Origin of the sequence: Streptomyces sp. NPDC047130 (assembly GCF_040643475.1) — a bacterium.
In the GTDB taxonomy this organism is placed as follows: domain Bacteria; phylum Actinomycetota; class Actinomycetes; order Streptomycetales; family Streptomycetaceae; genus Streptomyces.
This window is the reverse complement of record NZ_JBEYUK010000002.1, coordinates 228,159-250,605: the sequence shown is the minus strand read 5'-3', so window position 1 is coordinate 250,605 and position 22,447 is coordinate 228,159. Positions and strand designations below refer to the sequence as shown.

Here is a 22,447-nt window from a genome sequence, read left to right as displayed (position 1 = left end):
GGCCGGCGAGGGCCCGGCCGTCAGCGGGCGTCCGCGTCCGCGCCCTCGTCCGTGCGGGGACCGCGGCGGGTGGCCACCAGCGACCAGCCGATCGAGACCGCGATGGTGACCGCGATGACCCCGAGGGTGAGCGGGATGGGCAGCTTGCCCACCGGCGTCTCGGAGAGGATGAGCTTGACGCCGGCGAAGGCGAGCAGCACCGCGAGCCCGTAGTGCAGGTAGGCGAAGCGGCGCAGCAGACCGGCCAGGCAGAAGTACAGGGCGCGCAGGCCGAGGACGGCGAAGGCGTTGGCGGTCCACACCAGGAACGTGTTGGTGGTGATCGCCAGGACGGCGGCGACGGAGTCGATCGCGAAGACCAGGTCGGTCGCCTCCACGGAGACCAGCACCACGAACAGCAGCGTGGCCACCCGCCGGCCGTCCAGCCGGACGAAGAACTTGCTGCCGTGGAACGACGGATCGGTCGGCACCAGCTTCCTGACCAGGCGCACCATCGGGTTCCGGTCGGGGTGGACCTCGTCGTTCTTGCCGAACGCCATCTTCCAGCCGGTCCAGATCAGGAACGCGCCGAAGACGTAGGCCGTCCAGAAGAACACCCGCAGCAGTTCCGCCCCGACGAAGATGAACACCAGGCGTGCCGCCAAGGCGCCGAAGACGCCCCAGAACAGGACCTTGTGCTGGTAGGCCTCGGGGACGGAGAAGAACGAGAAGACCAGCGCGAAGACGAAGACGTTGTCGATCGACAGCGCCTTCTCGATCAGGTAGCCGGCGTAGTAGGTGGAGGACACCTCCCCGCCCTGCCAGACCAGCAGGACGAGGCCGAACCCCAGGCCGATGGCGATCCACACCCCGCTCCAGACGGCCGCCTCGCGGAAGCCGATCACGTGGTCGCCGCGGTGGGCGAGCAGGTCCACGGCCAGCATCACGCCGATGCAGGCGGTGACGGCCGCCCACGCCCAGAACGGGACCGGGAACGACAGGTCGTTCATCGCGGAACGTCTCCTTCCTCGCGGCCCCGGACCGCCCTCCCCGGAGCCGGTCGCGTTCCCTCAAGCGGACTGCCGCGAGGCGCGGGCCGCCACCCGGAGCAGGGCAAACGTGTCACCGCAGGGCGGACACGCCGGGGCCCGGGTCACCGGCGAGGGTGACCCGGGCCCCGGCGCGCACGGGAGCGGAACGTTCCGTCCGCCGCCCGTCCGGTCCCGCGCGAGTTCGGTCCCGCGCAGGTTCAGTCCTGCGCGAGTTCGGTCCCGCGCAGGTTCAGTCCCGCGCGAGTTCAGTCCTGCGCGAGCCAGAGGTCGGGCCCGAACACCTCGTAGTGGATGTCCGCCGCCGGCACTCCCAGGCCGAGCAGCTGCGACCGCACCGCCCGCATGAACGGCAGCGGCCCGCACAGGTACGCGCGCGTCCCCGGCGCCACCGTGATCCCGCCGCTCCCCTTGAGCTCCCCGCTCTCCCCGCTCTTCCCGCTCTCCGCGAGGTCGACCAGGCCGGCGCGGGCCCCCTCCGGCGCGTCCGCCTCGTACCAGAGGTGCAGCGAGGCGTCCGGGAGCGCGGCGACCGCGGCCTCCTGGGCGGCCCGCAGCGCGTGCGTGGCCGGCGAGCGGTCCGCGTGCACCACCGTCACCGCGCCCTTGTGCCCGGTCTCCGCGAGGTGGCCCAGCATCGCGGCGATCGGCGTGACGCCGATGCCCGCCGAGGCGAGCAGCAGCGGGGCGTCCGCGTCCTCGAGCACCAGGTCGCCGAAGGGCGCCGACACCCGCAGCACGTCACCCTCGCGCACCGTGGCGTGCAGGTGGTTGGAGACCTCGCCCGCCGGCGCCTCCGCGCCGTCCGCGCCCTCCGCCGCCACCGCGGCCACCCGCTTCACGGTGATCTGCCGAGCCCCGGCGCCCGGCGCGGCCGAGAGGCTGTACTGGCGGATCTGGTGCGCCCCGTCCGCCAGCTCCACCTGCACCGACACGTACTGTCCGGCCCGGAAGGCCGGCACCGGACGCCCGTCGGCGGGGCGGATCCGGAAGGTGGCCACGTCCGCGGTCTCCTCGATCCGCTCCACGACCTCCCACGCGCGCCACTCGTGCGCGCCCCGCTCCTCGTAGAGCCGCTTCTCGACGGCGATCAGCGCGTTGGCCATCAGCCAGTACACCTCGTCCCAGGCCGCCGCCACCTCGGGCGTGACGGCCTCGCCGAGCACCTCCACGATCGCCTCGAAGAGGTGCTTGTGCACGACCTGGTACTGGTCGGGCAGCACCCCCAGCGAGGCGTGCTTGTGGGCGATCCGGGAGAGCATCGCGTCCGGCCGCTCGTCCGGCCGGTCCACCAGGTGGGTGGCGAACGCGGCGATGGAGCCCGCCAGCGCCCGCTGCTGGGTCCTGGCCGCCTGGTTGCCGCGGTTGAACAGGTCGCGCAACAGCTCGGGGTGAGCCGTGAACAGGCCGTCGTAGAAGCGCGTGGTGATCTCGTCGATCGCGGCGCCGACGGCGGGAAGGGTCGCCCGCACGGTGGCGGCGGACTGCTCGGACAGCATGAAAGCCTCCTGGATGCCTCGTTCTGGCGTGCGAAACGCTAGTGAAACTTGCATCCAAGATGCAAATTAACGGTGAGGGTGTGTGAGCGATCTGTGAACCCGGGCTCCGGGGGCATGAGCACGAACCCGCCCAGGGGACTCGCGCGGGGAGGGGGCCGGACGTCGGCTATGGCGAGCTCCGGGGCAAGATGACAGGCTGGAGCCGAGGTGGACGCCGGCGCGCCGACCGCCCGCAACGCGGGCGAAACCCACGTGTGGTGGTATGAGGCGGGCGCGGCGGATCGACGAAGATGGGGAAGCAGCCAATGGACAAGCAGCAGGAGTTCGTGCTCCGCACGCTGGAGGAGCGCGACATCCGGTTTGTGCGCCTGTGGTTCACGGACGTACTGGGCTTCCTCAAGTCCGTCGCCGTGGCCCCGGCCGAGCTGGAGCAGGCCTTCGACGAGGGCATCGGCTTCGACGGCTCCGCCATCGAGGGCTTCGCCCGGGTGTACGAGTCCGACATGATCGCCAAGCCGGACCCGTCGACCTTCCAGGTCATCCCGTGGCGCGCCGAGGCCCCGGGCACGGCCCGCATGTTCTGCGACATCCTGATGCCGGACGGCTCCCCGTCCTTCGCCGACCCGCGCTTCGTGCTCAAGCGCGCCCTGGCCAAGGCGTCCGACCAGGGGTTCACCTTCTACACCCACCCGGAGATCGAGTTCTTCCTCCTGAAGAACAAGCCGACCGACGGCACCCCGCCGACCCCGGCCGACTACTCCGGCTACTTCGACCACACCCCGCAGAACATCGGCATGGACTTCCGCCGCCAGGCGATCACCATGCTGGAGTCGATGGGCATCTCCGTCGAGTTCTCCCACCACGAGGGCGGCCCCGGCCAGCAGGAGATCGACCTCCGCTACGCCGACGCGCTCTCCACGGCGGACAACATCATGACGTTCCGCCTGGTCATGAAGCAGGTCGCCCTCGAGCAGGGCCTCCAGGCCACCTTCATGCCCAAGCCGTTCTCGGAATACCCCGGCTCCGGCATGCACACCCACCTCTCCCTCTTCGAGGGCGACCGCAACGCCTTCTACGAGTCCGGCGCCGAGTACCAGCTCTCCAAGGTCGGCCGCTCCTTCATCGCCGGCCTGCTGCGCCACGCCGCCGAGATCTCCGCGGTCACCAACCAGTGGGTGAACTCCTACAAGCGCATCTGGGGCGGTTCCGAGCGCACCGCCGGCGCGGGCGGCGAGGCCCCCTCCTACATCTGCTGGGGCCACAACAACCGCTCCGCCCTGGTCCGCGTCCCGATGTACAAGCCCGGCAAGACCGGCTCCGCCCGCGTCGAGGTCCGCTCCATCGACTCCGGCGCCAACCCGTACCTCACGTACGCCGTCCTCCTCGCCGCCGGCCTCCGCGGCATCGAGCAGGGCTACGAGCTCCCGCCGGGCGCCGAGGACGACGTCTGGGCCCTCTCCGACGCCGAACGCCGCGCCCTCGGCATCGAACCCCTCCCGCAGAACCTCGGCGAGGCCCTCTCCATCATGGAGCGCAGCGACCTCGTCGCCGAGACGCTCGGGGAGCACGTCTTCGACTTCTTCCTCCGCAACAAGCGGCAGGAGTGGATCGAGTACCGGTCCGAGGTCACGGCGTTCGAGCTGCGGAAGCATCTGCCGGTGCTGTAGGCGAAGGTCCGGCACGGTTTCCCGTACCGCGAGGGTGAGTGGGCCGGTGGTCGCTCGACCACCGGCCCCTCACCGCTCCCGCCGACGCAGGAGTTCCCGGTCCCTTGGCAGCGTGCGGGCAGTCCTCGGCAGTCGACGCCTGACCCGGCGCTCGGCCATCGCACTCGGGTCGTAGATTCGTCGCCGTGACAGACAACTCGGCTGCCGGCAGGACGGAACTCATCCGGCTGGCGGATGCAACCCAGAGCATCAGCATCCAACTGCGTTCGACCACGCCCAGCCACCACTCAGCAGGAACTCTCTACTACGACGCAGACGTAGTCGTGACCAGCGACTTTGTGAGCGGCAGCGTCTACCTCGGCTTCGATTCCCAGGACCTTGTGCACCTTGGCCAGCTTCTGGTTTTGCTGCAGGAGTCCGACGAGGAGTTCGATCCGGACGACCCGTTCATGGCCGACTGGCCCAGCGAGGGCCGCACGGCCTACCTCCGCCTCATCGGCGAAGATCCCTTCGTGGTCGAAGTGCATGACGGGACGGGCAGTCAGGTCGTCGTCGCCATGTGCCTTGACCTCCACGAAGACTGGCTGACAGAAGCCAGGCAACGCCTTGAGGAGGCCCGCGCTGCGCTGGGTGTGCCTCAGCCCTGAGACCAGCAGCACGGGTCGGAGCCGGGGACAGACACTGCCAAGGCTATGGGCGCCATTTCTGCTGGTAGGCGGGGTGCTCGCTGTATGACTGGCCAAGGACTCGCAGCGCGTACGCCAGTCCGGCCGAGCGGGAGTCCGAGGGGTTCATGGATTTGCAGTCGTTCGCCAGTTGCTCGATCAGGTCGAGCATGGGGAGGTGGCTGTCGAGAAGGGCCTCGCCGCCCAAGGTGTCGGCCACATAGGCGTAAGCGTGATTGTCATCGTTGATGCGTTCGATGAGAAACTCCACAAGGTCGTCCCTGCGGCCATCCTCGCGGGCAAGACCCTTGAGCGGTCAGGCGGTGCTGCATCGTTGGCGCCGGTGGCCGACATAGTCGGAAGGCTGGGCGACGGCCGCGCGCGTTCCACGTCGTCGTAGGTCATTGCGGATCGCGTGGGATGAATACGCGCGGTCCGTCAGGACGGCATCGCGTCGGTTTTTGGGGCGTCCGCGTTGCTGCGTGCTGGTGAGCCCGGAAGACGGTGGAGTCCACCGAGACGGCCCAGCCGATGCCGGCCACAGCGTCCGCTGCTGCTGGAACTGCGGCTGGGACGCGTTCCCAAGTGTCGTCGGAGAGGCGGAAGAACCATGGCGCTCTGCTTCGGGCTCGTAGTGAACTTCGGTGACGATATCGAGGAGGCACAGGCTGCTGCCCTCGTCGACCCCGTCCCATGGGCGCTTCGTGCGGGGCCGCACCGCATCCCGCTTCACCGGCCGATGCTGCGGAAGGTGGGCCGGCACGTCGAACTCTCGCTGCTGCCTGAAGGGGTGGGTTGGGGTTGCTCCATGGATGGCAGCATCCCCCGCATCCAGCTCGGGGCGGCAGAGCTGACCGAGTTGGCGCACCAGTTGTACGGGCTGCTCCGGCAGTTCCGTGGATACCTAGCTGCCAAGGTTGGTTGGGTCCCGGAGGAGCTCGTGGACCACGACGAGCTCAGGTCCGAGTGGTCGGACCAAGTGAAGGCGGGCGGCCTGTACGGGCTTGTGCTCTGCGACGAGCTGCACGCCGAGTTCGACCCTGACGCGGACTACGAGGTCTTCCAGCCCGGGTACCGCTGGGTCCCGTATCGCGGAGAGCAGCCGAGCGACCTCCCAGCCGGGAGGTGACATCGCCGGAGTGGCATGCCGCAGATCTGCCGCGAAGCCATCACCGGCTGGCCGGGTTCCGCCCGAACCCAGGCCTCCCTCGGAGGGTGCGTCCGCGGCGTGCTCGCGGTGATGCGGTGCTGCGCCGCGGTCCGTCGCCGACGGCTGCAACACAGGTCAGAAGCCTGGTGGGAGTCTCCGCGGGATGTGAAACCCTCCGCGTCTGCTTCTCCGCAACAAGCGGTGGGAGGGGATGGAGTACCGGTCCGAGGCGACCGCGTTCGAGCTGCGGGAGCATCTGCCCCTGCTGCGGGGGCAGCTCAGGCATGGCTGCACGGACACCTTCTGTGCGAGGCATGGGCGCGGTCGTCATCGGTGAGATGTCGCATACCGACCGAACGTCAGCGCAGCAGAGGTTACTCTTCCCTTCGATGTCCTAGGTGGCGTCATCTGCATGCCAGCGCAACTCCGGGAAGAGTAATGAGACTCAAGCGTTCAGACCTCGAGGTCGAAGTTCTGTACAACAGAATCACCCGAGGTGACTTGGATCTCCAGCCGGATTACCAGCGTGGCGAGGTATGGGATTCGAATCGCCGGCAGCGCCTCGTGGACACGATTCTTCGCGATTGGTACGTGCCCGCGATCCACGTTGTCGAGGACGGGACGGGCGCCGAGTCCGTTCTTGACGGGCAGCAGCGGCTCAGGACGATTCAGGCGTTCATCGACGGGGAGTTTCGCCTCAACGGGAAGATCGACCCCTTTCGTGGCGACCTGGCGGAGTACGACGGAAAACGCTTCAAGCAGCTTCCTGAAGCGTGGAGGAAGCGTTTCATGCGCTTCCAGATCACCGTCGTCACGCTCACGGATTACGATCCGGCTGAACCTGCGGAACTCTTCTTCCGGCTCAATCAGCAGTACACTCTAACACCTCCTGAAAAGCGTAATGCCCTTTTCGGAGACGCACGGGATCAGGTCAAGAAACTGGTGGCAGAGCTTTCTCCTGACCCACTCGCGAAGGAGCTGATCGGCTTTTCCAACGGGCGGCTGGCCTATGACGACGTCCTGGCCCGGGTGTGCATCGCCTTCCAAGAGGGAAATCTTCGACGGCAGTTGAGCAACGCCTACATCGAAGATTTCTACCGGAACGGCAAGTTCAGTGATGAGGTGATGGAACGCGCGTACGCCGCCGGCCGAAAACTAGGAGATCTCCTCGGTGGCGAGAAGGTGGTGCGCTTCAACAAGGCCACGCTGTTCTCGTGGATGGTTTTCCTCGACGCACTGAACCTGAGGTCCGTCGATGTTGAACCGACTTTCATCAGGGACTTCGAGGCCGTGCGCGCCGGCGCTTACCCGTCCGACGGCGGCACCAGTGCGTTCCCCGGCTATCTGGCTGCCGTCGCCAAGACCTACAGTGATCGAGCCTCCTACCGAGTGCTGGATGTCACGTCGGTCCTGTTGCGCGACTTTGCCCTGCATCTGGTGCACGCGGCATTGACGGGGGCCAGCAGCAGGCAGGACGACCTCCACACCTTCGCGATGTCGCTCGATCCCAATGGCGAAGTCGAAGAGGAGATGTGGGCTGCGGTCGAACGTCTGCACTGGGGGACCGAACTGTGAGGTTGCTGGATCTGGCCAAACGATGGGACAAGCTGGCGAAATCGGATGGCTCGAAGGGCTTCCCTCGGGAAGTGCACTTCCCGCGGAAGTTCGGAAATGACGACTCGGTCACCTTGCCGAGATCGTTGACGGTCGTCTTCGGTCTCAATGGTGCAGGAAAGACGCGCCTCCTGAGGTCAATCTCCGAGTCGCTCGACGATGCGCCCATCGTGGCGATGTACGAGCTGGTCAACTACCTCCTGCACGACTTCGGCAAGCGGCACGACATCGATGATCTGCTGGACGAACTCGACCCGCTGGAGCCTGAAAAGGTCAAGGCGTCCGAGGTGCAGGACTTGGTCCGGCGTGACTACGACGAGATGCGCTGGTACGCGGTCCAGATCCTGGACAGTCCGTTCGCGAAATTGGTTGGTGAAGACGTAGTCCCTGTCTTCGTCGTCCGCCATGAAGGGTTGGAGTACGACTTTCGCAGCATGGGACTGGGGGAACTCAGTGTCCACCTACTCATGTGGATCCTCTCCTACAGCAAGGGGAACGACAATGTGGCGTTTCTCCTGGACGAACCCGAGGCATTCCTGCCGGCCCCGTCACGCACCGCCCTTCTGTCTCATTTGATAGAGATCTGTCTGAGCGGTGGCAAGCCGCTCGTGATCGCATCCCACTCGCTGGAGATAATCCAGCCCGCCCTTGACGCGGATGCAGCCATCATGCTGACCACTCTGGGCGGGGAAGGCAGTATTATCGGTCCTTCCTCGGATCTGCGGGAAAGTGTAGCCGGGATGTTCGGCAAGACACCGGGTGTTGAATGGATCGTCTTCCTCGAGGACGAAGCGGCGACCATACTCATGCAGGAGATGGTCAGATCGGCGGACCCCCGCCTGTGGCAGGGCTCCCGGTTTCTGTGGTGCAAGGGGTACGGCGACCTGGAGACGGTCTGGTCCCGCCTTCCGCGGCCAGCGGTTCCGGTGGAAGGAATCCCTGGTTTCGCCTTTGTGGCCGACGGCGACAAGCGCGAGGCGGTGCAGAAGAGAGTCGGGCGGACCGAAGCGCAAAGGGTATGGCCGTTCTATTGTCTTCCCGGGGATCCGGACTCCCTTATGAAGGTGGCGTCGAGCAGGCAACTCGACTTTCTTGCTCGACGTTTCGGGCTTTCCGTGCACGAGCTTCGAGGATTCCTCGAGTCGATGCAAGGACGCGAAGCCCACAACTGGCTGGAAGAGGTTCTGGGGTACGTCCGCCTACCACGCCAAGAGGCACTGAAAGTCCTCGCCTCCGCTGTTGTCAGAGAGCTGCGGCAGGAGCAGCTCCAGGAGATCGTCGCCCCACTGGCAAACCGGTGAACAGGACGACCTGATCCCCACCTTCCGTGTGGGGCGATGCGCGATGTCGGCGACGGCGGACGGGGCTCGGGCCGGCCGTGCGGAGGGTGTCCGACGGGACTGCCACACTCCGGGTATGGAGACGACGTTGCAGTTGACGGTCGACTGTGCCGATCCCCAGAGGATGGTGGCGTTCTGGAGCGAGGCCTTGGGGTACGTTCCCGAGCCGCCGCCGAGGGGGCATGCCACCTGGCGGGCGTACTGGACGGCGCAGGGGGTGCTCGAGGAGGAGTTGCCGGAGGGGGCCGGGGACTGTCCGGAGTCGATCGTCGATCCCGCGGGGCGGGGGCCGCGCGTGTGGTTCCAGCAGGTGCCGGAGGCGAAGGCCGGCAAGAACCGCATCCACTTCGACCTCGGGGTCGGCGGCGGGCGTGACGTGCCGCTGGAGACGCGCATGCGACGGGTCGACGCCGCGGTGGAGAGGCTGGTCGGGGCGGGCGCCGCCGTAGTGCAGGTCGTGGACGAGCCGGGCGGGGGCCGGTACGCGGTGGGGATGCGGGATCCGGAGGGGAACGAGTTCGACGTCTTCTAGCGTCACCGTGCCACGTGCCACGTGCCCCTCGCGATCGACAGTCCGGCCCCGGGAGGTCGCGGTGGAGCCCTGCCCGTCAGGCCTCGTAGGGGTTGCGGATCGAGTGGCGGCGTCGGGCGGCGCCGAGCACGTCCTGGGGGAAGCGCTCACCGGCCACGTAGTGGCGCCCCTTGGTCCGGCCGACGGCGGCGAGGAGGTCCGCCTTGACGAGCGCCTGCATGTCGCGGGTGGCCTGCTGGGTGTTCAGCCCCTCGCTCTTCTCGTAGCGGGAGCGGCGCACCCTTCCGGTCATGGCCACCTCGTGCAGGGCGGCCACCTGCCGTTCGCTCACTCCCAGGCCGCCCGCCTGCTGGTCGAGCATGATCCACACGTCGGTCGAGCGACGTACGCGGTGCCGTACCCGCTGTGCCTGTTCGTGGTAGGCGCGCAGGTTGAAGCTGATCCACGGCCCCGGGTCCCGCTCCGGCGAGTAGACGGGCCCGCCGACCTCACGGAGCACCCGGTAGTAGTCCCAGGTGTTGCCGGGCAGGCCGAGCCATTCCTCGATGGAGGAGAACTCGGGCGCCAGGACGCGCTGACGGGCGATGACCAGGGTCTGCAGGCTGCGGGACATGCGGCCGTTGCCGTCGACCCACGGGTGGATCTTCACCAGGTTGAGGTGGGCCATCGCCGCCCGGACGAGAGGGTCTGCCTCCAGGTCGCCCTCGTTCAGCCAGTCGACCAGTTCTGCCATCAGCCGCGGAAGCTCGTCCTCGTGCGGGCCCTCGTACTCGACGGCCAGGGGGTCGCCGGCCGCGCTGATGTAGATGGGCTTGCGCCGCCACTGGCCGGCGGGCCGCTGGGGCGTGTGGTGGTGACCCTGCAGCATCCAGTGCAAGGCGTTGAGGAGGCCCTTGCTGTAGGAGAAGTCCTCGACGTCGTACAGGGACTGGATGTAGGTCATCGTCTGCTGGTAGGCGAGGGTCTCCGCCTTGTCGTCCTCGCTGGCGTCGATGCCTTCCCGTTCGCCGTCCATCAGGTCCGCGACGTCACGCGCGTCGACCGTGAAGCCTTCGATCGTGTTGGAGGCGGCGATGGCCGACGCCGTCAGGGCCCGGCGCAGGTCCCGCGTCCACTTCGCGGGGGCCTGGCGCACCGCGTGGCGCAGTTCCTCCCGCATCGCGGTGACCTCGGCGAGGACCCGCTCGTCGGCGGCGGTGAGGGACGGCGTCCGGAAGAGCATGAGGTAATGATACCCAGTGCCTGTCATTGTGGCTCGGGTCTCCCCTCCGGTCGGTTGTGCCCGGGCGTCGGCCCGCGGCCGTCGCAAACGGCCCCCCGCTCAGCCGTCCACCCCCGGTGACCCCGGTGAGACCGCCAACGGTCCCTCCAGCGGTGGGAGTTGGGTGGTGCTGATCTGTTCGCCGAGGACGGTGGTCATGAAGCGGATCAGCCAGCGTTGCGCGGGGGTGCGGGAGGTGTCGGGGCGGGCGTAGAGGGCGATCTCGATGGGCTCCGCGGCGAAGGGGAGGCGGACGAGGCGGATGCGGTGGGAGGCGGCGAAGATCTCCGCGACGTACTCGGGGATCACGGCGATCAGGTCGGTCTCCGCCAGCAGGTAGGGGAGGATCGTGAACCGCGTGACCTCCACCGCGACCCGGTCGAGGAGGCCGTGCGCGGCGAGGAGCTCGCGGGGCGCGGCGTGGCCGCTGGGGCCGAAGACGGTCGCGTGGTGCTCGGCCGCCAGCTGCTCCAGGGTGACCTCGTCGCCCGTCACCCGGGGGTGGGAGGCGGCGACCACGCCGACGTAGCGCTCCCGGAAGAGCGGCACACGGACGGTGCGGTGGGTGGCCATCACGGGCGTGGCCACGAACGCGTCCAACTCCCCCCGGCTCAGTTGGCGTTCGGCGTCGTCGACGTCCAGCGGCCGGACCGTGAAGGAGACGCCGGGGGCCGAGCGGCGGGCGGCGGCCGCCAGGCGGGGGAGCAGCGTCGTCTCGCCCAGGTCGGAGAGGGCGAGGGTGAAGTTGGCGGACATGGTCGCCGGGTCGAACTCGTCCGCCTGACGCGTCGCCTCGTCGATCTGGGCCAGCGCCCGCTGCAACGGCTCGTACAGCCGCCGCGCGCCCGCCGTCGGGGTCAGGCCGCGCCCGCTGCGGCGGAACAGGTCGTCGTCGAAGTGCCGGCGCAGCTTGGCCAGGCTGTAGCTGACCGTCGGCTGCGTGACGTGCAGCGCGTCGGCGGTGGCCGTGACGCTGCCGGTCTCGTACAGCAGGACGAACAGCCGGGCCAGATTGAGGTCGAAGTCCCGCATGCGGGCGGAGCCTACGCGTCCGGAACCGGAAGTTCCATAGACCGCTTCTATGTCCCGTGCCGAAAACATTTATTGGTGCCGGGTGTGAGCCGCTGCCTAGCGTGTCGGCCATCACTCGAAAGGAACGTGAAACGTCCGTGCCATCCGTACGTCATGTCTCGCACGAGTTCCTGGCCCGCCAGGGACTGACCACCGTCTTCGGCAACCCCGGCTCCAACGAGCTGCCCTTCCTCGCCGACCTCCCGGACGGCTTCCGCTACGTGCTCGGCCTGCACGAGGGCGCCGTGGTCGGCATGGCGGACGGCTACGCCCAGGCGACCGGGCGGCCGGTGCTGGTGAACCTGCACGCGGCGTCCGGTTCCGGGAACGCGATGGGCGCGCTGACCAACGCGGTGTCCTCGCGCACCCCCCTGGTGATCGTGGCCGGGCAGCAGGTGCGGCCCGCCGTCGGGCCGGAGGCGAACCTCGCCAACGTGGACGCGCCGTCCCTGATGAAGCCGCTGGTGGGCTGGGCCGCCGAGCCCGCCTGCGCGCAGGACGTGCCGCGCGCCCTCGCCCAGGCGGTCTTCGAGGCCGAGCTGCAGCGCAGGCCCACCTACCTGTCCGTGCCCTACGACGACTGGGCCGCCGACGCGGGGGAGAACGGCCCCGCCGTCCTCGACCGGTCCGTGCGGCGCGGCTCCGCGCCCGATGCGGAGCTGGGCCGGGACCTGGTGGAGCGGGTCACGGCGGCCGAGCGGCCCGCGCTGGTCCTCGGCGGCGACATCGACACGGCGGGTCTCTTCGACGACGCCGTGCGCCTCGCGGAGCGGCTCGGGAGCCCGGTGTGGGCGGCCCCGTCCCAGTTCCGCCTGCCGTTCCCCAACCGCCACCCGCTCTTCCGCGGCGTGCTGCCCGCGGGCATCAAGCCCATCTCGGACGCCTTGGAGGGTCACGACCTGGTGCTGGTCCTCGGCGCGCCGGTGTTCCGGTACCACGAGTACCTGCCGGGCCGGTACCTGCCGGAGGGCACCCGGCTGCTGCAGGTGACCGAGGACGCCTCGGCCGCGGCCCGCGCGCCCATGGGGGACGCCGTGGTCGCCGACCCCGGGGCCGTGATCGGGCTGCTGCTGGAGGCCCTCGCCGAGGGCGCGGCGACACCCGCCGGGACCGGGGCCGACGCGACGCCCGCCGCCGCGTCCGCCGGCGTGGCGTACCGCCCGACCCCCGCCCCCGCCACGGCCGAGGGCGACCGCCTCCACCCGGAGGAGGTGTTCGCCGCGCTGCGCGACGAGCAGCCCGCGGACACCGCGTACGTGGTGGAGTCGACCTCGACCAGCGCGGCCTGGTGGCGGCAGATGGACCTGCGCCGGCCCGGTTCCTACTACTTCCCCGCCGCCGGCGGCCTCGGCTTCGGCCTGCCCGGCGCGGTCGGCGTCGCCCTCGCCCAGCCGGACCGCCCGGTGGTCGGCGTGATCGGCGACGGCTCCGCCAACTACGGCATCACCGCCCTGTGGACCGCGGCCCAGCTCCGCCTCCCGCTGACCGTCGTCCTGCTGCGCAACGGCACCTACGGGGCGCTGCGCTGGTTCGGCGGACTGCTCGGGGTGCCGGACGCGCCCGGCCTCGACATCCCCGGCCTGGACTTCACCCGCATCGCCGAGGGCTACGGAGTGCGGTCCCAGCACGTCACCGACGTGCGGGAACTGCGCGCCGTCCTCGCCGAGCAGCCCGACGGCCCCCGGCTCGTCCAGGTCGACACGGCGCTCACCACCCCCCACTGACCGCTCCCCTCGCCACCCCCCGCTCCCGTCCCCCGTCCCCTCCATCCATCCCTGGGAACCGCCATGACCTCTGCGACAACGCCGTCCGGGTCGGCTCAGGCCGCCACCGGCAGACGACGCACCACCTGGACCGTGCTCCTGTGCTGGATCACCGTCATGCTCGAGGGCTACGACCTGGTCGTCCTCGGCGCCATCATCCCGACCCTGCTGAAGACCGAGCACCTGGGCATGACGGCGGTCGACGCGACCACCGTCGCCACGCTCTCGCTGGTCGGCGTGGCCATCGGCGCGGTCTCGGTCGGCCCGCTCGCCGACCGGATGGGCCGGCGCCGGCTGCTCATCGCGTCGGTGGTGGTCTTCTCGGTGTTCACCATCCTGGTGCCGCTGGCCGGCTCGGTGACCATGTTCGCGGCGCTGCGCCTGATCGCGGGTGTCGGCCTCGGCGCGTGCATGCCGGTGTCGCTGACGATGATGGCCGAGAGCATGCCGGCCAGCCGGCGGGCCCGGGCCAGCACCCTCACCATGACCGGCTACCACACCGGCGCCGTGATCACCTCGCTGCTGGCGCTGAAGTTCAGCGACAACTGGCCGGTCCTCTTCTACGCGCTCGGTGTCGTCGGCCTCGTCGTCGCCGTGATCCAGTGGTTCTACCTGCCGGAGTCCGAGGCGTACGTGAAGGCCAAGGAGGGCGGCGCGGCCGAGCGGGTGCCGTTCACCGTGCTGCTGAAGCCGACCTACCTGCGGGCGGGCATCGGCGTGTGGGTCGCGTCCTTCATGGGCCTGCTGCTCGTCTACGGCCTCAACACCTGGCTGCCGAAGCTGATGAACGACGCCGGCTACCCCGTGCCGACGGCCGTCACCCAGCTGCTGATCCTCAACCTGGGCGGTGTCGCCGGTCTGCTGGTCGGCGGGTGGGTCGCCGACCAGAAGGGCATCAAGGGCACCACGCTCGGCTGGTTCGCGGCCGCGGCGGTCATGCTGGCCTGCCTGTCCGTGAAGATGGAGAGCGACCTGCTGCTCAACGTGGTCGTCTTCTTCACCGGCGTCTTCGTCTTCTCCGCGCAGGTGCTGGTCTACGCGTACGTGACCAACTTCTACCCGGCCGCCATCCGCAGCACGGCGCTCGGCTCGGCGTCCGGCATCGGCCGCCTGGGCTCCATCGTCGGCCCGTCCATCACCGGTGCGCTGGTGACGGCCGGGATCGGGCACCCGTGGGGCTTCTACTCCTTCGCGATGGTCGCCGTCCTCGCGGTGGTCGCGGTGCTGACGCTGCCGAAGGGGCCGGCGGAGCCGGAGGCCGACGCGGCGGGCGACAAGGCCGCCACGCCGGCGGCGGGGGCGTCCGCCTGAGGCCCCGCCCCTCCCCGCCGACGGGCCGCCGTACCGCTCCGTGCGGTGCGGCGGCCCGTCCCGCGCCGGGACGGCCCCTCGCCGTGCTCGGCCGGACCCCCGGCCGGAGCGCTACGGATGGTGCAGGCGGTGGTGCAACGCGCGCACCTCGTCGACCAGTTCGGGCACCGGCCCCTCCACCACCGCGTCCGGGACGACGGCGGTGACCGGCAGGGCGGCCACCGGGGAGGCCGGCACGCCCCACTCGCCGAGCCAGGCCGACAACTGGGCGGCGGAGGCCACGTACACGATGCGCCCGAGGCCCACCCAGCCGTGCGCGGCGGCGCACATCGGGCAGTGCTCGCCGGAGGTGTAGACGGTCGCCCCGGCGCGCTCCGCCGGGGACAGGTGCCGGGCGGCCCAGCGGGCCAGGGCGAACTCGGGGTGCCGGGTGTGGTCGCCGGACGCCACGTGGTTGTGGTCCTCGCCCAGGACGGTGCCGTCGCCCGCCACCAGGACCGAACCGAAGGGCTCGTCGCCGGCCGCCAGCGCCTGGGCCGCCAGTTCCACACAGCGGCGCAGGTGCCGCAGGTCCACGTCACTGATCACCGGCTCACCTTAACGGGTGGCGGGGAACAGGGCGTTGAGCTCGGGGTAGGCGATGGCCCGGTCGAGCGAGTCGTAGCCGCCCGTGCCCAGCAGGTCCAGGGCCGCGCGGCGGGCCGCGGCGTACGCGGCCTGCGCGACGCCCGAGCCGAGGCTGACCCGGGCCGCGCCCAGGGCGCCCAGTTCGGCCACGCTGGGAGCGCCCGGCCCGGCCATGACGTTGAGGGGGACGGTCAGGCCCTCCGCCAGTTCGGCGACGACCTCCGGGTCGGTGACTCCGGGCACGAAGACCCCGTCCGCCCCGGCGTCGACGTAGGCGCGGGCCCGGGCGAGCGTGTCCCGGAGGCGGGTGGCGGGGTCGCCCAGGCCCAACAGGTACGTGTCGGTGCGGGCGTTGACGAACAGGTCGACGCCCGCCCGGTCCGCCGCCTCGCGCGCCGCCCCGATCCGTTCGGCGAGGGCGCGCGGCGGCCGCGTGCCGTCCTCGATGTTGACGCCCACCACCCCCGCGTCGAGCACCCGGGCGACGGTCTCGCCGACCTCCGCCGGGCTCTGCCCGTAGCCGCCCTCGATGTCGGCGGTGACCGGCACGGCGACGGCCGAGGCGATGCGGGCGAGGACGTCCAGCACCAGGCCGCGGGCGACACGGTCCCCGTCCGCGGCGCCGAGCGCCCAGGCCACCCCGGCGCTGGTGGTGGCGATCGCCGGAGCCCCCGTCGCTTCCACGACACGGGCGCCGGCGACGTCCCAGACGTTGGCCAGGGCGAGGGGGCGGGCGGAGGTGTGGAGGGAGCGGAACAGGGCCGCGGGGGAGGGGGAGCCGTCATGGCGGGGCGTTTTGTTCATGGGGCCAGCCAACCAGCGGGGACGGGGCGGTGTCCGGCGGAAATCCGACACGGACGGCCCCGCGCGGCGCCCGTCAGTTCGGCGACGGGGACGGCGAGGCCTTGGCGGAGGCGACGGCGGCACGGGCGCACTCGTGGTCGATGGCGGTCACGATCATGCCGGTGAACGCCTGCGTCTCCTCCGCCGGTGCGTCGGGCGGGGCGTCCGCCGCCAGAGCTTCCGTGACGGAGCCCGTCATCACGTCGAGCATCCATTCCCCCCGCTTCAGCGACCAGAGGGAACCGTAGTCCTCGAACCACCCGGTCTCCTGGCTCCAGCCGCTCTTCTTCAGATCGGCGACGACCGTCCGGACGGCCTTCTCCTCCGGATCCTCCGACGTCCGGACCTGAGCGACCATCACACAGCCGCTGGTGATGTCCGACTCGGGGATGTCCACGAACCGGGGCCGCTCGAAGCCGCCGGCGTCGATCGCCCGCCGCATCTCCCGCTTCACGGTGGAACGCGTCGGCTCGGCCCCCTCGGCGGCCGGTGTCGCCTTCCCCGCGCCGCCGTCGGCGCCCGGCTCCGTCCGTGCCGTGCTCCCGTCGGCTCCGCCGCAGGCCGCCAGCACCGGTAGCGCGACGCACGCCGCCAGAAATCTCCCCACCCCGCGCACTGCCCCGCACTCCTCCCGCGCCACATCGTCGGCGGAGTGTCGCACAGCCGCGGTGCGGGCGGAAGATCATGACGCGGGCCGCCCGGACCGGGAGCCGGGCGGTCGGCTCAGGCGAACCGCCAGCGGGTCTGGCTGAACGGGCGGCCCTTGCCGAAGCCGAAGACGGTGCGGGGGGCGACGGCGAAGACCAGGGCCGAGCCCGGGCCGTGGTGGAAACGGCCGTCGCGGACCTCGAAATGCCAGAAGTCGCCGTACTTGCGTTCCCAGGCGGCGGCGAGGTCCCGCAGGCGGGCGTCGTCGGGGACCCGCACCGCCTCGCCCTCGACGACCAGGTCGTAGCCGGTGTCCCACAGGTTGGTCCCGGTGGTGAGGGTGACATGGGGGTTGGCGGCGAGGTTGCGGGCCTTGCGTTCGTCGGGCCCGGTGCAGAAGTGGAGGGCGCCGTCGGCCCAGACGGCCGGCAGCGGGGTGACGTGCGGGCGGCCGTCGGGGCGGACGGTGGAGATCCAGAACAGTTCGGCGGCCGCCAGGAGGCGTTCCGCCTCCGGCCACTCCGGCGGGATGGCGTCCGGGTCGCTGTAACGGGGGTCGAGACGGGAGTCCAGGGGTTCGGCGGCCATGACTGTCTCCGTGTGGGGGGCCCGACGAGGGACGACGACGAATGACGACGAATGACGACGAATAACGACGAGGTGGAGAGACCCCGTGCCCCACCGTGTTCCCCGATTGCCGCGGGCCCAGCCACAACCCGCCGAACCCGGCCCGGGGGCCCCGCAGGACCGCGGCACCCGGTCCCACGGAGCCCCGGCGCCCGATCACCGCGGGACCCGGTGCCCGCGCCCCACCGAACCCCGGTGCCCGCGCCGCACCGGCAGTGGCCCTCCGGCGCCACCGGGCCCGGTGCCGCGGACCGCCCGGGGCCCCGCGGGGGAACTACGCCCGTTCCGCCTCCGCCGGGGCGGACTCCGCGTCCGGCTCGTCCGGTTCCCAGCGGAGGAGGTCGCCCGGCTGGCAGTCGAGGACCTCGCAGAGGGCGGCGAGGGTGGTGAAGCGGACCGCCTTGGCGCGGCCGTTCTTGAGGACCGCCAGGTTGGCGGGGGTGATCCCGACCCGCTCGGCCAGCTCGCCCACGGACATCTTCCGGCGGGCCAGCATCACGTCGATGTCCACCGCGATCGGCACGGTCAGATCACCTCGTCCAGCTCGGCCCGCATCCGGGACGCCTCCACGTCCCGGTCGACCGCCTGCGCGAGCAGCGTCCGCAGGACCAGCACGACGAGCGCCACGCCGAACACGGCCAGGCCCACGCCGCCGACGACCAGCACCACCCCCGGCGGGACCTGGTCCTCCTCGGGCGCGCCCGGGTTCAGCGACGCCAGCAGCACGCCGAACACCCAGATCAGCACCGCCGCCGACGCGAACGCCCCGGTGATGACGTCGACGAAGCGGAACGCGGCGTGCGAGAACACCGTCCCGCTCCGCACCATCGTCACCAGCTTCCAGACGCAGACCAGCACCACCTGCGCGGCGACCACCCCCAGGAAGACGACCAGCACGAACGGCAGCGGCGCGACGTCCCCCGCCTCGTCACGGACGTCGAAGTAGATCAGCGGCAGCAGCACCGCCTGCACGAACAGCGACCCGGCGAGCAACACAGCGATGACGGCGCGCAACGCGAGCACGGCCAGCTTCCCCATCGCCCCTCCCTCTCTCGTTCAATCGAAGAACGATGGGAAGTTATCGAAAAACGATAGGTCCGCGCAAGCGTGAGGGAACGCCCGCACCGCGGCGGCGGAGCGGCGCCACTACCCCCGCCACTACCCCCGCCGCTATCCCCGCCGCTTCGCCGCCTGGTCCGCGAGGACCTGGTGGAGCGGCTCCGTGGCGCGGCGGCGGTACTCCTGGACGGCCCAGCCGTTGCCGTCGGGGTCGGTGAAGTACAGGAACGTCGCGCCGTCCTGGCCCTCGACGTAGGAGACGGGCTCGCTGACGTCGAGACCGCGGGCGGTGAGCTCCTCGTAGGCCCGGTGGATGTCGGCGACGCAGAGCTGGAGGCCGTGGTACGTGCCGGGGGTGAGGGCGCCGGTGGGGATCTCCATGCCCTCCGCCAGCGCGACCGAGCAGCCGGAACCGGGCGGGGTGAGCTGGACGATCCGCAGTCCGGGGGCCACCTCGCCGTCGAAGTCGACGTGGAAGCCGACCTTCTCGGCGTAGAACCGCTTGGCCCGGTCCACGTCCGAGACGGGGACCATGACCACCTCGAGCGTCATCTCCATGTTCGTCATGGCTTCACCGAAGCCCACCCGCACCGACCTCGCCAGCGGACGACGCCGGGCGGGTGGGGGAGGACTAGGCTCGGCTCCGGACGATCACGGCGGGCCGGGTCGGCCACCAGGCACCACGACGGAGGAGAGGGCGGCGCGGATGGCGACTCCGGGGCGGCGGAGCAGCACGTTCAGCCAGCTGCTGCGGCACGGGTTCACCGACCCGTCGGCCGCCGGCCAGCTGTTGGAGGCCCCCGAACTGAGCGGGGTCCGCGGCGACCCGCTGCTGCTGGAGGCGCTCGGCGCCACCGCCGACCCGGACCTCGCGCTGAAGGGCCTGGTGCGGCTGCTGGAGGCGCAGCCGGAGCGGACCGACCGGGTGCGGCTGCTGGACACGCTGCTGGCCGCCAAGCCGCTCCGGGACCGGCTGCTGGGGGTGCTGGGCGCCTCCGAGGCGCTCGGCGACCACCTGGCCCGGCACCCGCACGACTGGCAGAGCCTGGTCACCTACGAACCCCGCGACCTCCACCAGGGCGTGCCGGAGTTCGAGGAGGGCCTGGCCGAGGCCCGGGACCCGGTGGAGCTGAGGGTGGCGTACCGGCGGTGCCTGCTGTCCATCGCCGCCCGGGACGTGTGCGGGACCATCGACGTCGCCGAGACGGCGGGGGAGCTCGCCGACCTGGCCACCGCCACCCTGCGCGCCGCCCTCGCCCTGGCCGAGGCGGCCGCGCCCGAGGACGCCGGACTGTGCCGGCTCGCCGTGATCGCGATGGGCAAGTGCGGAGGGCACGAGCTCAACTACGTCTCCGACGTCGACGTGATCTTCGTGGCCGAGCCCGAGCGGGACGCCGACGAGCGCCAGGCCCTGCAGGCGGCCACCCGGCTGGCCTCCCACCTGATGCGGATCTGCTCGGAGACCACCGTCGAGGGGTCGATCTGGCCGGTCGACGCCAACCTCCGCCCCGAGGGGCGCAACGGGCCCCTGGTGCGGACCCTGAACAGCCACGTGGCGTACTACCAGCGCTGGGCGAAGACCTGGGAGTTCCAGGCCCTGCTCAAGGCCCGGCCGGTGGCCGGCGACCGGGAGCTGGGCGCGGCCTACATGGCGGCGCTGCAGCCCATGGTGTGGCAGGCCGCCGAGCGGGAGAACTTCGTCGCCGACGTGCAGCAGATGCGCCGCCGCGTGGTGGCGGGCATCCCGGCGGCCGAACTCGAACGGGAGCTGAAGCTCGGGCCGGGCGGCCTGCGGGACGTCGAGTTCGCCGTGCAGCTCCTGCAGCTGGTGCACGGCCGGGCCGACACCTCGCTGCGCAGCGGCACCACCCTGGACGCCCTGAAGGCGCTGGCCACCGGCGGCTACGTCGGCCGGGAGGACGCCGCCGGCCTGGAGGCCGCCTACCGGTTCCTGCGCGAGACCGAGCACCGGATCCAGCTGTACCGGCTGCGCCGCACCCACCTGATGCCCGAGGACGAGGGGGACCTGCGCCGCCTCGGCCGCTCGCTGGGGCTGCGCGCCGAACCCGTCACCGAACTGCGCAAGGAGTGGCGCAAGCACTCCTCGGTGGTGCGCCGGCTGCACGAGAAGCTGTTCTACCGGCCGCTGCTCAACGCCGTCGCCCAGCTCGCCCCCGGCGAGGCCCGGCTGCGGCCGGAGGCCGCCCGGGAACGGCTGGTGGCGCTCGGCTACGCCGACCCGGCCGGCGCGCTGCGGCACCTGGAGGCGCTCTCGGCGGGCGTCTCCCGCAAGGCGTCCATCCAGCGCACCCTGCTGCCGGTGCTGCTCGGCTGGTTCGCCGACTCCGCCGACCCGGACGCCGGGCTGCTCAACTTCCGCAAGGTGTCCGACGCGCTGGGCGCCACCCCCTGGTACCTGCGGCTGCTGCGCGACGAGGGCGCGGCGGCGGAGAACCTGGCCCGGGTGCTGTCCGCCGGACGGTTCGCCCCCGACCTGCTGCTGCGCGCCCCCGAGGCCGTCGCGCTGCTCGGCGACGGCGAGGGGGAGGGCGGCCGGGGCGTCGGCGGCGGCCTGGAACCGCGCTCCCGGCAGCGGCTGGAGCAGGAGATCCTGGCCGCCGTGAACCGCGCCGGCACCGCAGAGCAGGCGGTGTACGCGGCCCGCGGAGTGCGGCGGCGGGAGCTGTTCCGGACCGCCGCGGCCGACATCGTGGGCTCCTACGGCACCGAGACCCAGCCCGCCGAGGCCGACCGGGGCGCGCTGGTCGACCGGGTCGGCGGCGCCGTCTCCGACCTGACCGCCGCCACCCTGGCGGGCACGCTGCGGGCGGTCGTGCGCGAGCGGTGGGGGGACGAGCTGCCCACCCGCTTCGCGGTCATCGGCATGGGACGGTTCGGCGGGCACGAGCTGGGCTACGGCTCCGACGCGGACGTGCTCTTCGTCCACGAGCCGCGCGAGGGCGTCGACGAGGCCGAGGCGGGCCGGGCCGCGAACGCCGTGGTGTCCGAGATGCGGCGGCTGCTGCAGCTGCCGAGCACCGACCCGCCGCTGATCGTCGACGCCGACCTGCGGCCCGAGGGCCGGACCGGGCCGCTCGTGCGCACCCTCGCCTCCTACGCGGCGTACTACCGGCGCTGGGCGCTGACCTGGGAGTCGCACGCGCTGCTGCGCGCCGAGCCGGTGGCGGGCGACGAGGAGCTGGGCCGGCGGTTCCTGGAGCTGGTCGACCCGCTGCGGTACCCCTCGGGCGGGCTCGGGGAGGACGCCGTGCGGGACGTGCGGAGGCTGAAGGCCCGCATGGAGTCCGAGCGGCTGCCGCGCGGCGCGGACCCCACCCTGCACACCAAGCTGGGCCGGGGCGGCCTCACCGACGTCGAGTGGACGGTGCAGCTCACCCAGCTGCGGCACGCCGCCGAGGTTCCCGGACTGCGGACCACGCGGACCCGCGAGGCCCTGTCGGCGGCCCGGGACGCCGGGCTGATGTCCGAGCAGGACGCGGCGGTGCTGGACGAGGCCTGGGTGCTGGCCACCCGGGTGCGGAACGCGGTGATGCTGGTGCGCGGGCGGGCCGGGGACACCTTCCCGACGGACGTGCGGGAGATGGCGGCGGTCGGCCGGTACCTGGGATACGGGCCCGGGCGGGCCGGCGACATGATCGACGCCTACCGGCGCACCACCCGGAGGGCCCGCGCCGTGGTGGAACGCCTCTTCTACGACAGCGCCGGGTGACCGCGACGGCCG

The 22,447-nt window shown here is 71.2% G+C and carries 21 protein-coding genes and 1 pseudogene; 9 read left to right on the top strand and 13 right to left on the bottom strand.

Features of this window, described 5'->3' with window-relative positions:
* Positions 1-20: 20 nt before the first annotated feature.
* The gene (locus tag ABZ836_RS03650) at positions 21-989 is read right to left on the bottom strand and encodes a TerC family protein (protein WP_356135308.1); all 969 of its coding nucleotides are present in this window, start codon (positions 987-989) and stop codon (positions 21-23) included.
* Positions 990-1,276: 287 nt separating this feature from the next.
* Complete coding sequence (locus tag ABZ836_RS03645) at positions 1,277-2,527, bottom strand: globin domain-containing protein (protein ID WP_361138889.1); 1,251 nt, start codon at positions 2,525-2,527, stop codon at positions 1,277-1,279.
* Between the two features lie 305 nt (positions 2,528-2,832).
* On the opposite strand from ABZ836_RS03645, the gene ABZ836_RS03640 reads away from it, so the two are divergent.
* Together ABZ836_RS03640 and ABZ836_RS03635 are read left to right on the top strand one after the other, a co-directional pair.
* On the top strand, positions 2,833-4,194 hold the full coding sequence (locus ABZ836_RS03640) for a glutamine synthetase family protein (protein WP_356135359.1): 1,362 nt from the start codon (positions 2,833-2,835) through the stop codon (positions 4,192-4,194).
* Between the two features lie 185 nt (positions 4,195-4,379).
* Positions 4,380-4,841, top strand: coding sequence for a DUF5959 family protein (locus tag ABZ836_RS03635; protein ID WP_361138886.1), 462 nt, complete (start codon positions 4,380-4,382; stop codon positions 4,839-4,841).
* 43 nt (positions 4,842-4,884) lie between these two features.
* On the opposite strand, the gene ABZ836_RS03630 is transcribed toward ABZ836_RS03635, so the two are convergent.
* Positions 4,885-5,130, bottom strand: a complete 246-nt coding sequence (locus tag ABZ836_RS03630) for a DUF6221 family protein (RefSeq protein WP_361138883.1) — start codon at positions 5,128-5,130, stop codon at positions 4,885-4,887.
* Between the two features lie 60 nt (positions 5,131-5,190).
* Positions 5,191-5,455 (bottom strand): annotated as a pseudogene (locus tag ABZ836_RS03625) (hypothetical protein); the annotation flags it as partial.
* A gap of 14 nt (positions 5,456-5,469) precedes the next feature.
* On the opposite strand from ABZ836_RS03625, the gene ABZ836_RS03620 reads away from it, so the two are divergent.
* The 4 genes from ABZ836_RS03620 to ABZ836_RS03605 all read left to right on the top strand — a co-directional run bounded on the left by ABZ836_RS03620 (position 5,470) and on the right by ABZ836_RS03605 (position 9,495).
* On the top strand, positions 5,470-5,988 hold the full coding sequence (locus ABZ836_RS03620; RefSeq protein ID WP_361139378.1) for a hypothetical protein: 519 nt from the start codon (positions 5,470-5,472) through the stop codon (positions 5,986-5,988).
* A gap of 459 nt (positions 5,989-6,447) precedes the next feature.
* The gene (locus ABZ836_RS03615) at positions 6,448-7,584 is read left to right on the top strand and encodes a DUF262 domain-containing protein (protein ID WP_361138880.1); all 1,137 of its coding nucleotides are present in this window, start codon (positions 6,448-6,450) and stop codon (positions 7,582-7,584) included.
* On the top strand, positions 7,581-8,924 hold the full coding sequence (locus ABZ836_RS03610) for a hypothetical protein (RefSeq protein WP_361138877.1): 1,344 nt from the start codon (positions 7,581-7,583) through the stop codon (positions 8,922-8,924). The genes ABZ836_RS03615 and ABZ836_RS03610 overlap by 4 nt, the downstream gene beginning before the upstream one ends.
* A gap of 115 nt (positions 8,925-9,039) precedes the next feature.
* Positions 9,040-9,495 (top strand): VOC family protein, encoded by a 456-nt coding sequence (locus ABZ836_RS03605; protein ID WP_361138874.1) that lies wholly within the window; start codon positions 9,040-9,042, stop codon positions 9,493-9,495.
* A 76-nt stretch (positions 9,496-9,571) separates the two neighbouring features.
* On the opposite strand, the gene ABZ836_RS03600 is transcribed toward ABZ836_RS03605, so the two are convergent.
* Both ABZ836_RS03600 and ABZ836_RS03595 read right to left on the bottom strand, forming a co-directional pair.
* Complete coding sequence (locus tag ABZ836_RS03600) at positions 9,572-10,717, bottom strand: Fic family protein (RefSeq protein WP_361138871.1); 1,146 nt, start codon at positions 10,715-10,717, stop codon at positions 9,572-9,574.
* Between the two features lie 99 nt (positions 10,718-10,816).
* Positions 10,817-11,788, bottom strand: coding sequence for a LysR family transcriptional regulator (locus ABZ836_RS03595; RefSeq protein WP_361138868.1), 972 nt, complete (start codon positions 11,786-11,788; stop codon positions 10,817-10,819).
* A 137-nt stretch (positions 11,789-11,925) separates the two neighbouring features.
* Between ABZ836_RS03595 and mdlC the strand changes: the two genes are divergently transcribed.
* The gene (mdlC, locus tag ABZ836_RS03590) at positions 11,926-13,551 is read left to right on the top strand and encodes a benzoylformate decarboxylase (RefSeq protein WP_361138865.1); all 1,626 of its coding nucleotides are present in this window, start codon (positions 11,926-11,928) and stop codon (positions 13,549-13,551) included.
* A gap of 63 nt (positions 13,552-13,614) precedes the next feature.
* A complete protein-coding gene (locus ABZ836_RS03585; protein ID WP_361138862.1) occupies positions 13,615-14,901 on the top strand; it encodes an aromatic acid/H+ symport family MFS transporter in 1,287 nt (428 codons plus the stop codon).
* Between the two features lie 111 nt (positions 14,902-15,012).
* On the opposite strand, the gene ABZ836_RS03580 is transcribed toward ABZ836_RS03585, so the two are convergent.
* The 7 genes from ABZ836_RS03580 to ABZ836_RS03550 form a co-directional block, all read right to left on the bottom strand.
* Positions 15,013-15,489 carry a nucleoside deaminase gene (locus ABZ836_RS03580; RefSeq protein WP_356135290.1) on the bottom strand — a complete coding sequence of 159 codons (477 nt, stop codon included), beginning with the start codon at positions 15,487-15,489 and terminating at the stop codon, positions 15,013-15,015.
* A 9-nt stretch (positions 15,490-15,498) separates the two neighbouring features.
* Positions 15,499-16,332 (bottom strand): isocitrate lyase/phosphoenolpyruvate mutase family protein, encoded by an 834-nt coding sequence (locus ABZ836_RS03575; RefSeq protein ID WP_361138857.1) that lies wholly within the window; start codon positions 16,330-16,332, stop codon positions 15,499-15,501.
* Positions 16,333-16,405: 73 nt separating this feature from the next.
* Positions 16,406-16,978 carry a hypothetical protein gene (locus ABZ836_RS03570; RefSeq protein WP_361138854.1) on the bottom strand — a complete coding sequence of 191 codons (573 nt, stop codon included), beginning with the start codon at positions 16,976-16,978 and terminating at the stop codon, positions 16,406-16,408.
* 116 nt (positions 16,979-17,094) lie between these two features.
* Positions 17,095-17,607 (bottom strand): pyridoxamine 5'-phosphate oxidase family protein, encoded by a 513-nt coding sequence (locus ABZ836_RS03565; RefSeq protein WP_356135284.1) that lies wholly within the window; start codon positions 17,605-17,607, stop codon positions 17,095-17,097.
* 313 nt (positions 17,608-17,920) lie between these two features.
* Positions 17,921-18,169 carry a helix-turn-helix transcriptional regulator gene (locus ABZ836_RS03560; protein ID WP_356135282.1) on the bottom strand — a complete coding sequence of 83 codons (249 nt, stop codon included), beginning with the start codon at positions 18,167-18,169 and terminating at the stop codon, positions 17,921-17,923.
* A 2-nt stretch (positions 18,170-18,171) separates the two neighbouring features.
* On the bottom strand, positions 18,172-18,684 hold the full coding sequence (locus ABZ836_RS03555; RefSeq protein WP_356135280.1) for a DUF2975 domain-containing protein: 513 nt from the start codon (positions 18,682-18,684) through the stop codon (positions 18,172-18,174).
* Positions 18,685-18,816: 132 nt separating this feature from the next.
* Positions 18,817-19,263, bottom strand: a complete 447-nt coding sequence (locus ABZ836_RS03550; RefSeq protein ID WP_356135357.1) for a VOC family protein — start codon at positions 19,261-19,263, stop codon at positions 18,817-18,819.
* A 148-nt stretch (positions 19,264-19,411) separates the two neighbouring features.
* Here ABZ836_RS03550 and ABZ836_RS03545 point away from each other — a divergent pair, with 148 nt between their 5' ends.
* The gene (locus ABZ836_RS03545) at positions 19,412-22,435 is read left to right on the top strand and encodes a bifunctional [glutamine synthetase] adenylyltransferase/[glutamine synthetase]-adenylyl-L-tyrosine phosphorylase (protein WP_361138849.1); all 3,024 of its coding nucleotides are present in this window, start codon (positions 19,412-19,414) and stop codon (positions 22,433-22,435) included.
* Positions 22,436-22,447 lie beyond the last annotated feature (12 nt).

Excerpts from the sequence above, each read along its gene's own strand:
- ABZ836_RS03650 (WP_356135308.1), bottom strand. The coding sequence starts at position 989 with ATGAACGACCTGTCGTTCCCGGTCCCGTTCTGGGCGTGGGCGGCCGTC.
- ABZ836_RS03645 (WP_361138889.1), bottom strand. The coding sequence starts at position 2,527 with ATGCTGTCCGAGCAGTCCGCCGCCACCGTGCGGGCGACCCTTCCCGCC.
- ABZ836_RS03640 (WP_356135359.1), top strand. The coding sequence starts at position 2,833 with ATGGACAAGCAGCAGGAGTTCGTGCTCCGCACGCTGGAGGAGCGCGAC.
- ABZ836_RS03620 (WP_361139378.1), top strand. The coding sequence starts at position 5,470 with ATGGCGCTCTGCTTCGGGCTCGTAGTGAACTTCGGTGACGATATCGAG.
- ABZ836_RS03615 (WP_361138880.1), top strand. The coding sequence starts at position 6,448 with ATGAGACTCAAGCGTTCAGACCTCGAGGTCGAAGTTCTGTACAACAGA.
- ABZ836_RS03605 (WP_361138874.1), top strand. The coding sequence starts at position 9,040 with ATGGAGACGACGTTGCAGTTGACGGTCGACTGTGCCGATCCCCAGAGG.
- ABZ836_RS03600 (WP_361138871.1), bottom strand. The coding sequence starts at position 10,717 with ATGCTCTTCCGGACGCCGTCCCTCACCGCCGCCGACGAGCGGGTCCTC.
- ABZ836_RS03595 (WP_361138868.1), bottom strand. The coding sequence starts at position 11,788 with ATGCGGGACTTCGACCTCAATCTGGCCCGGCTGTTCGTCCTGCTGTAC.
- ABZ836_RS03585 (WP_361138862.1), top strand. The coding sequence starts at position 13,615 with ATGACCTCTGCGACAACGCCGTCCGGGTCGGCTCAGGCCGCCACCGGC.
- ABZ836_RS03575 (WP_361138857.1), bottom strand. The coding sequence starts at position 16,332 with ATGAACAAAACGCCCCGCCATGACGGCTCCCCCTCCCCCGCGGCCCTG.
- ABZ836_RS03565 (WP_356135284.1), bottom strand. The coding sequence starts at position 17,607 with ATGGCCGCCGAACCCCTGGACTCCCGTCTCGACCCCCGTTACAGCGAC.
- ABZ836_RS03555 (WP_356135280.1), bottom strand. The coding sequence starts at position 18,684 with ATGGGGAAGCTGGCCGTGCTCGCGTTGCGCGCCGTCATCGCTGTGTTG.
- ABZ836_RS03550 (WP_356135357.1), bottom strand. The coding sequence starts at position 19,263 with ATGGAGATGACGCTCGAGGTGGTCATGGTCCCCGTCTCGGACGTGGAC.
- ABZ836_RS03545 (WP_361138849.1), top strand. The coding sequence starts at position 19,412 with ATGGCGACTCCGGGGCGGCGGAGCAGCACGTTCAGCCAGCTGCTGCGG.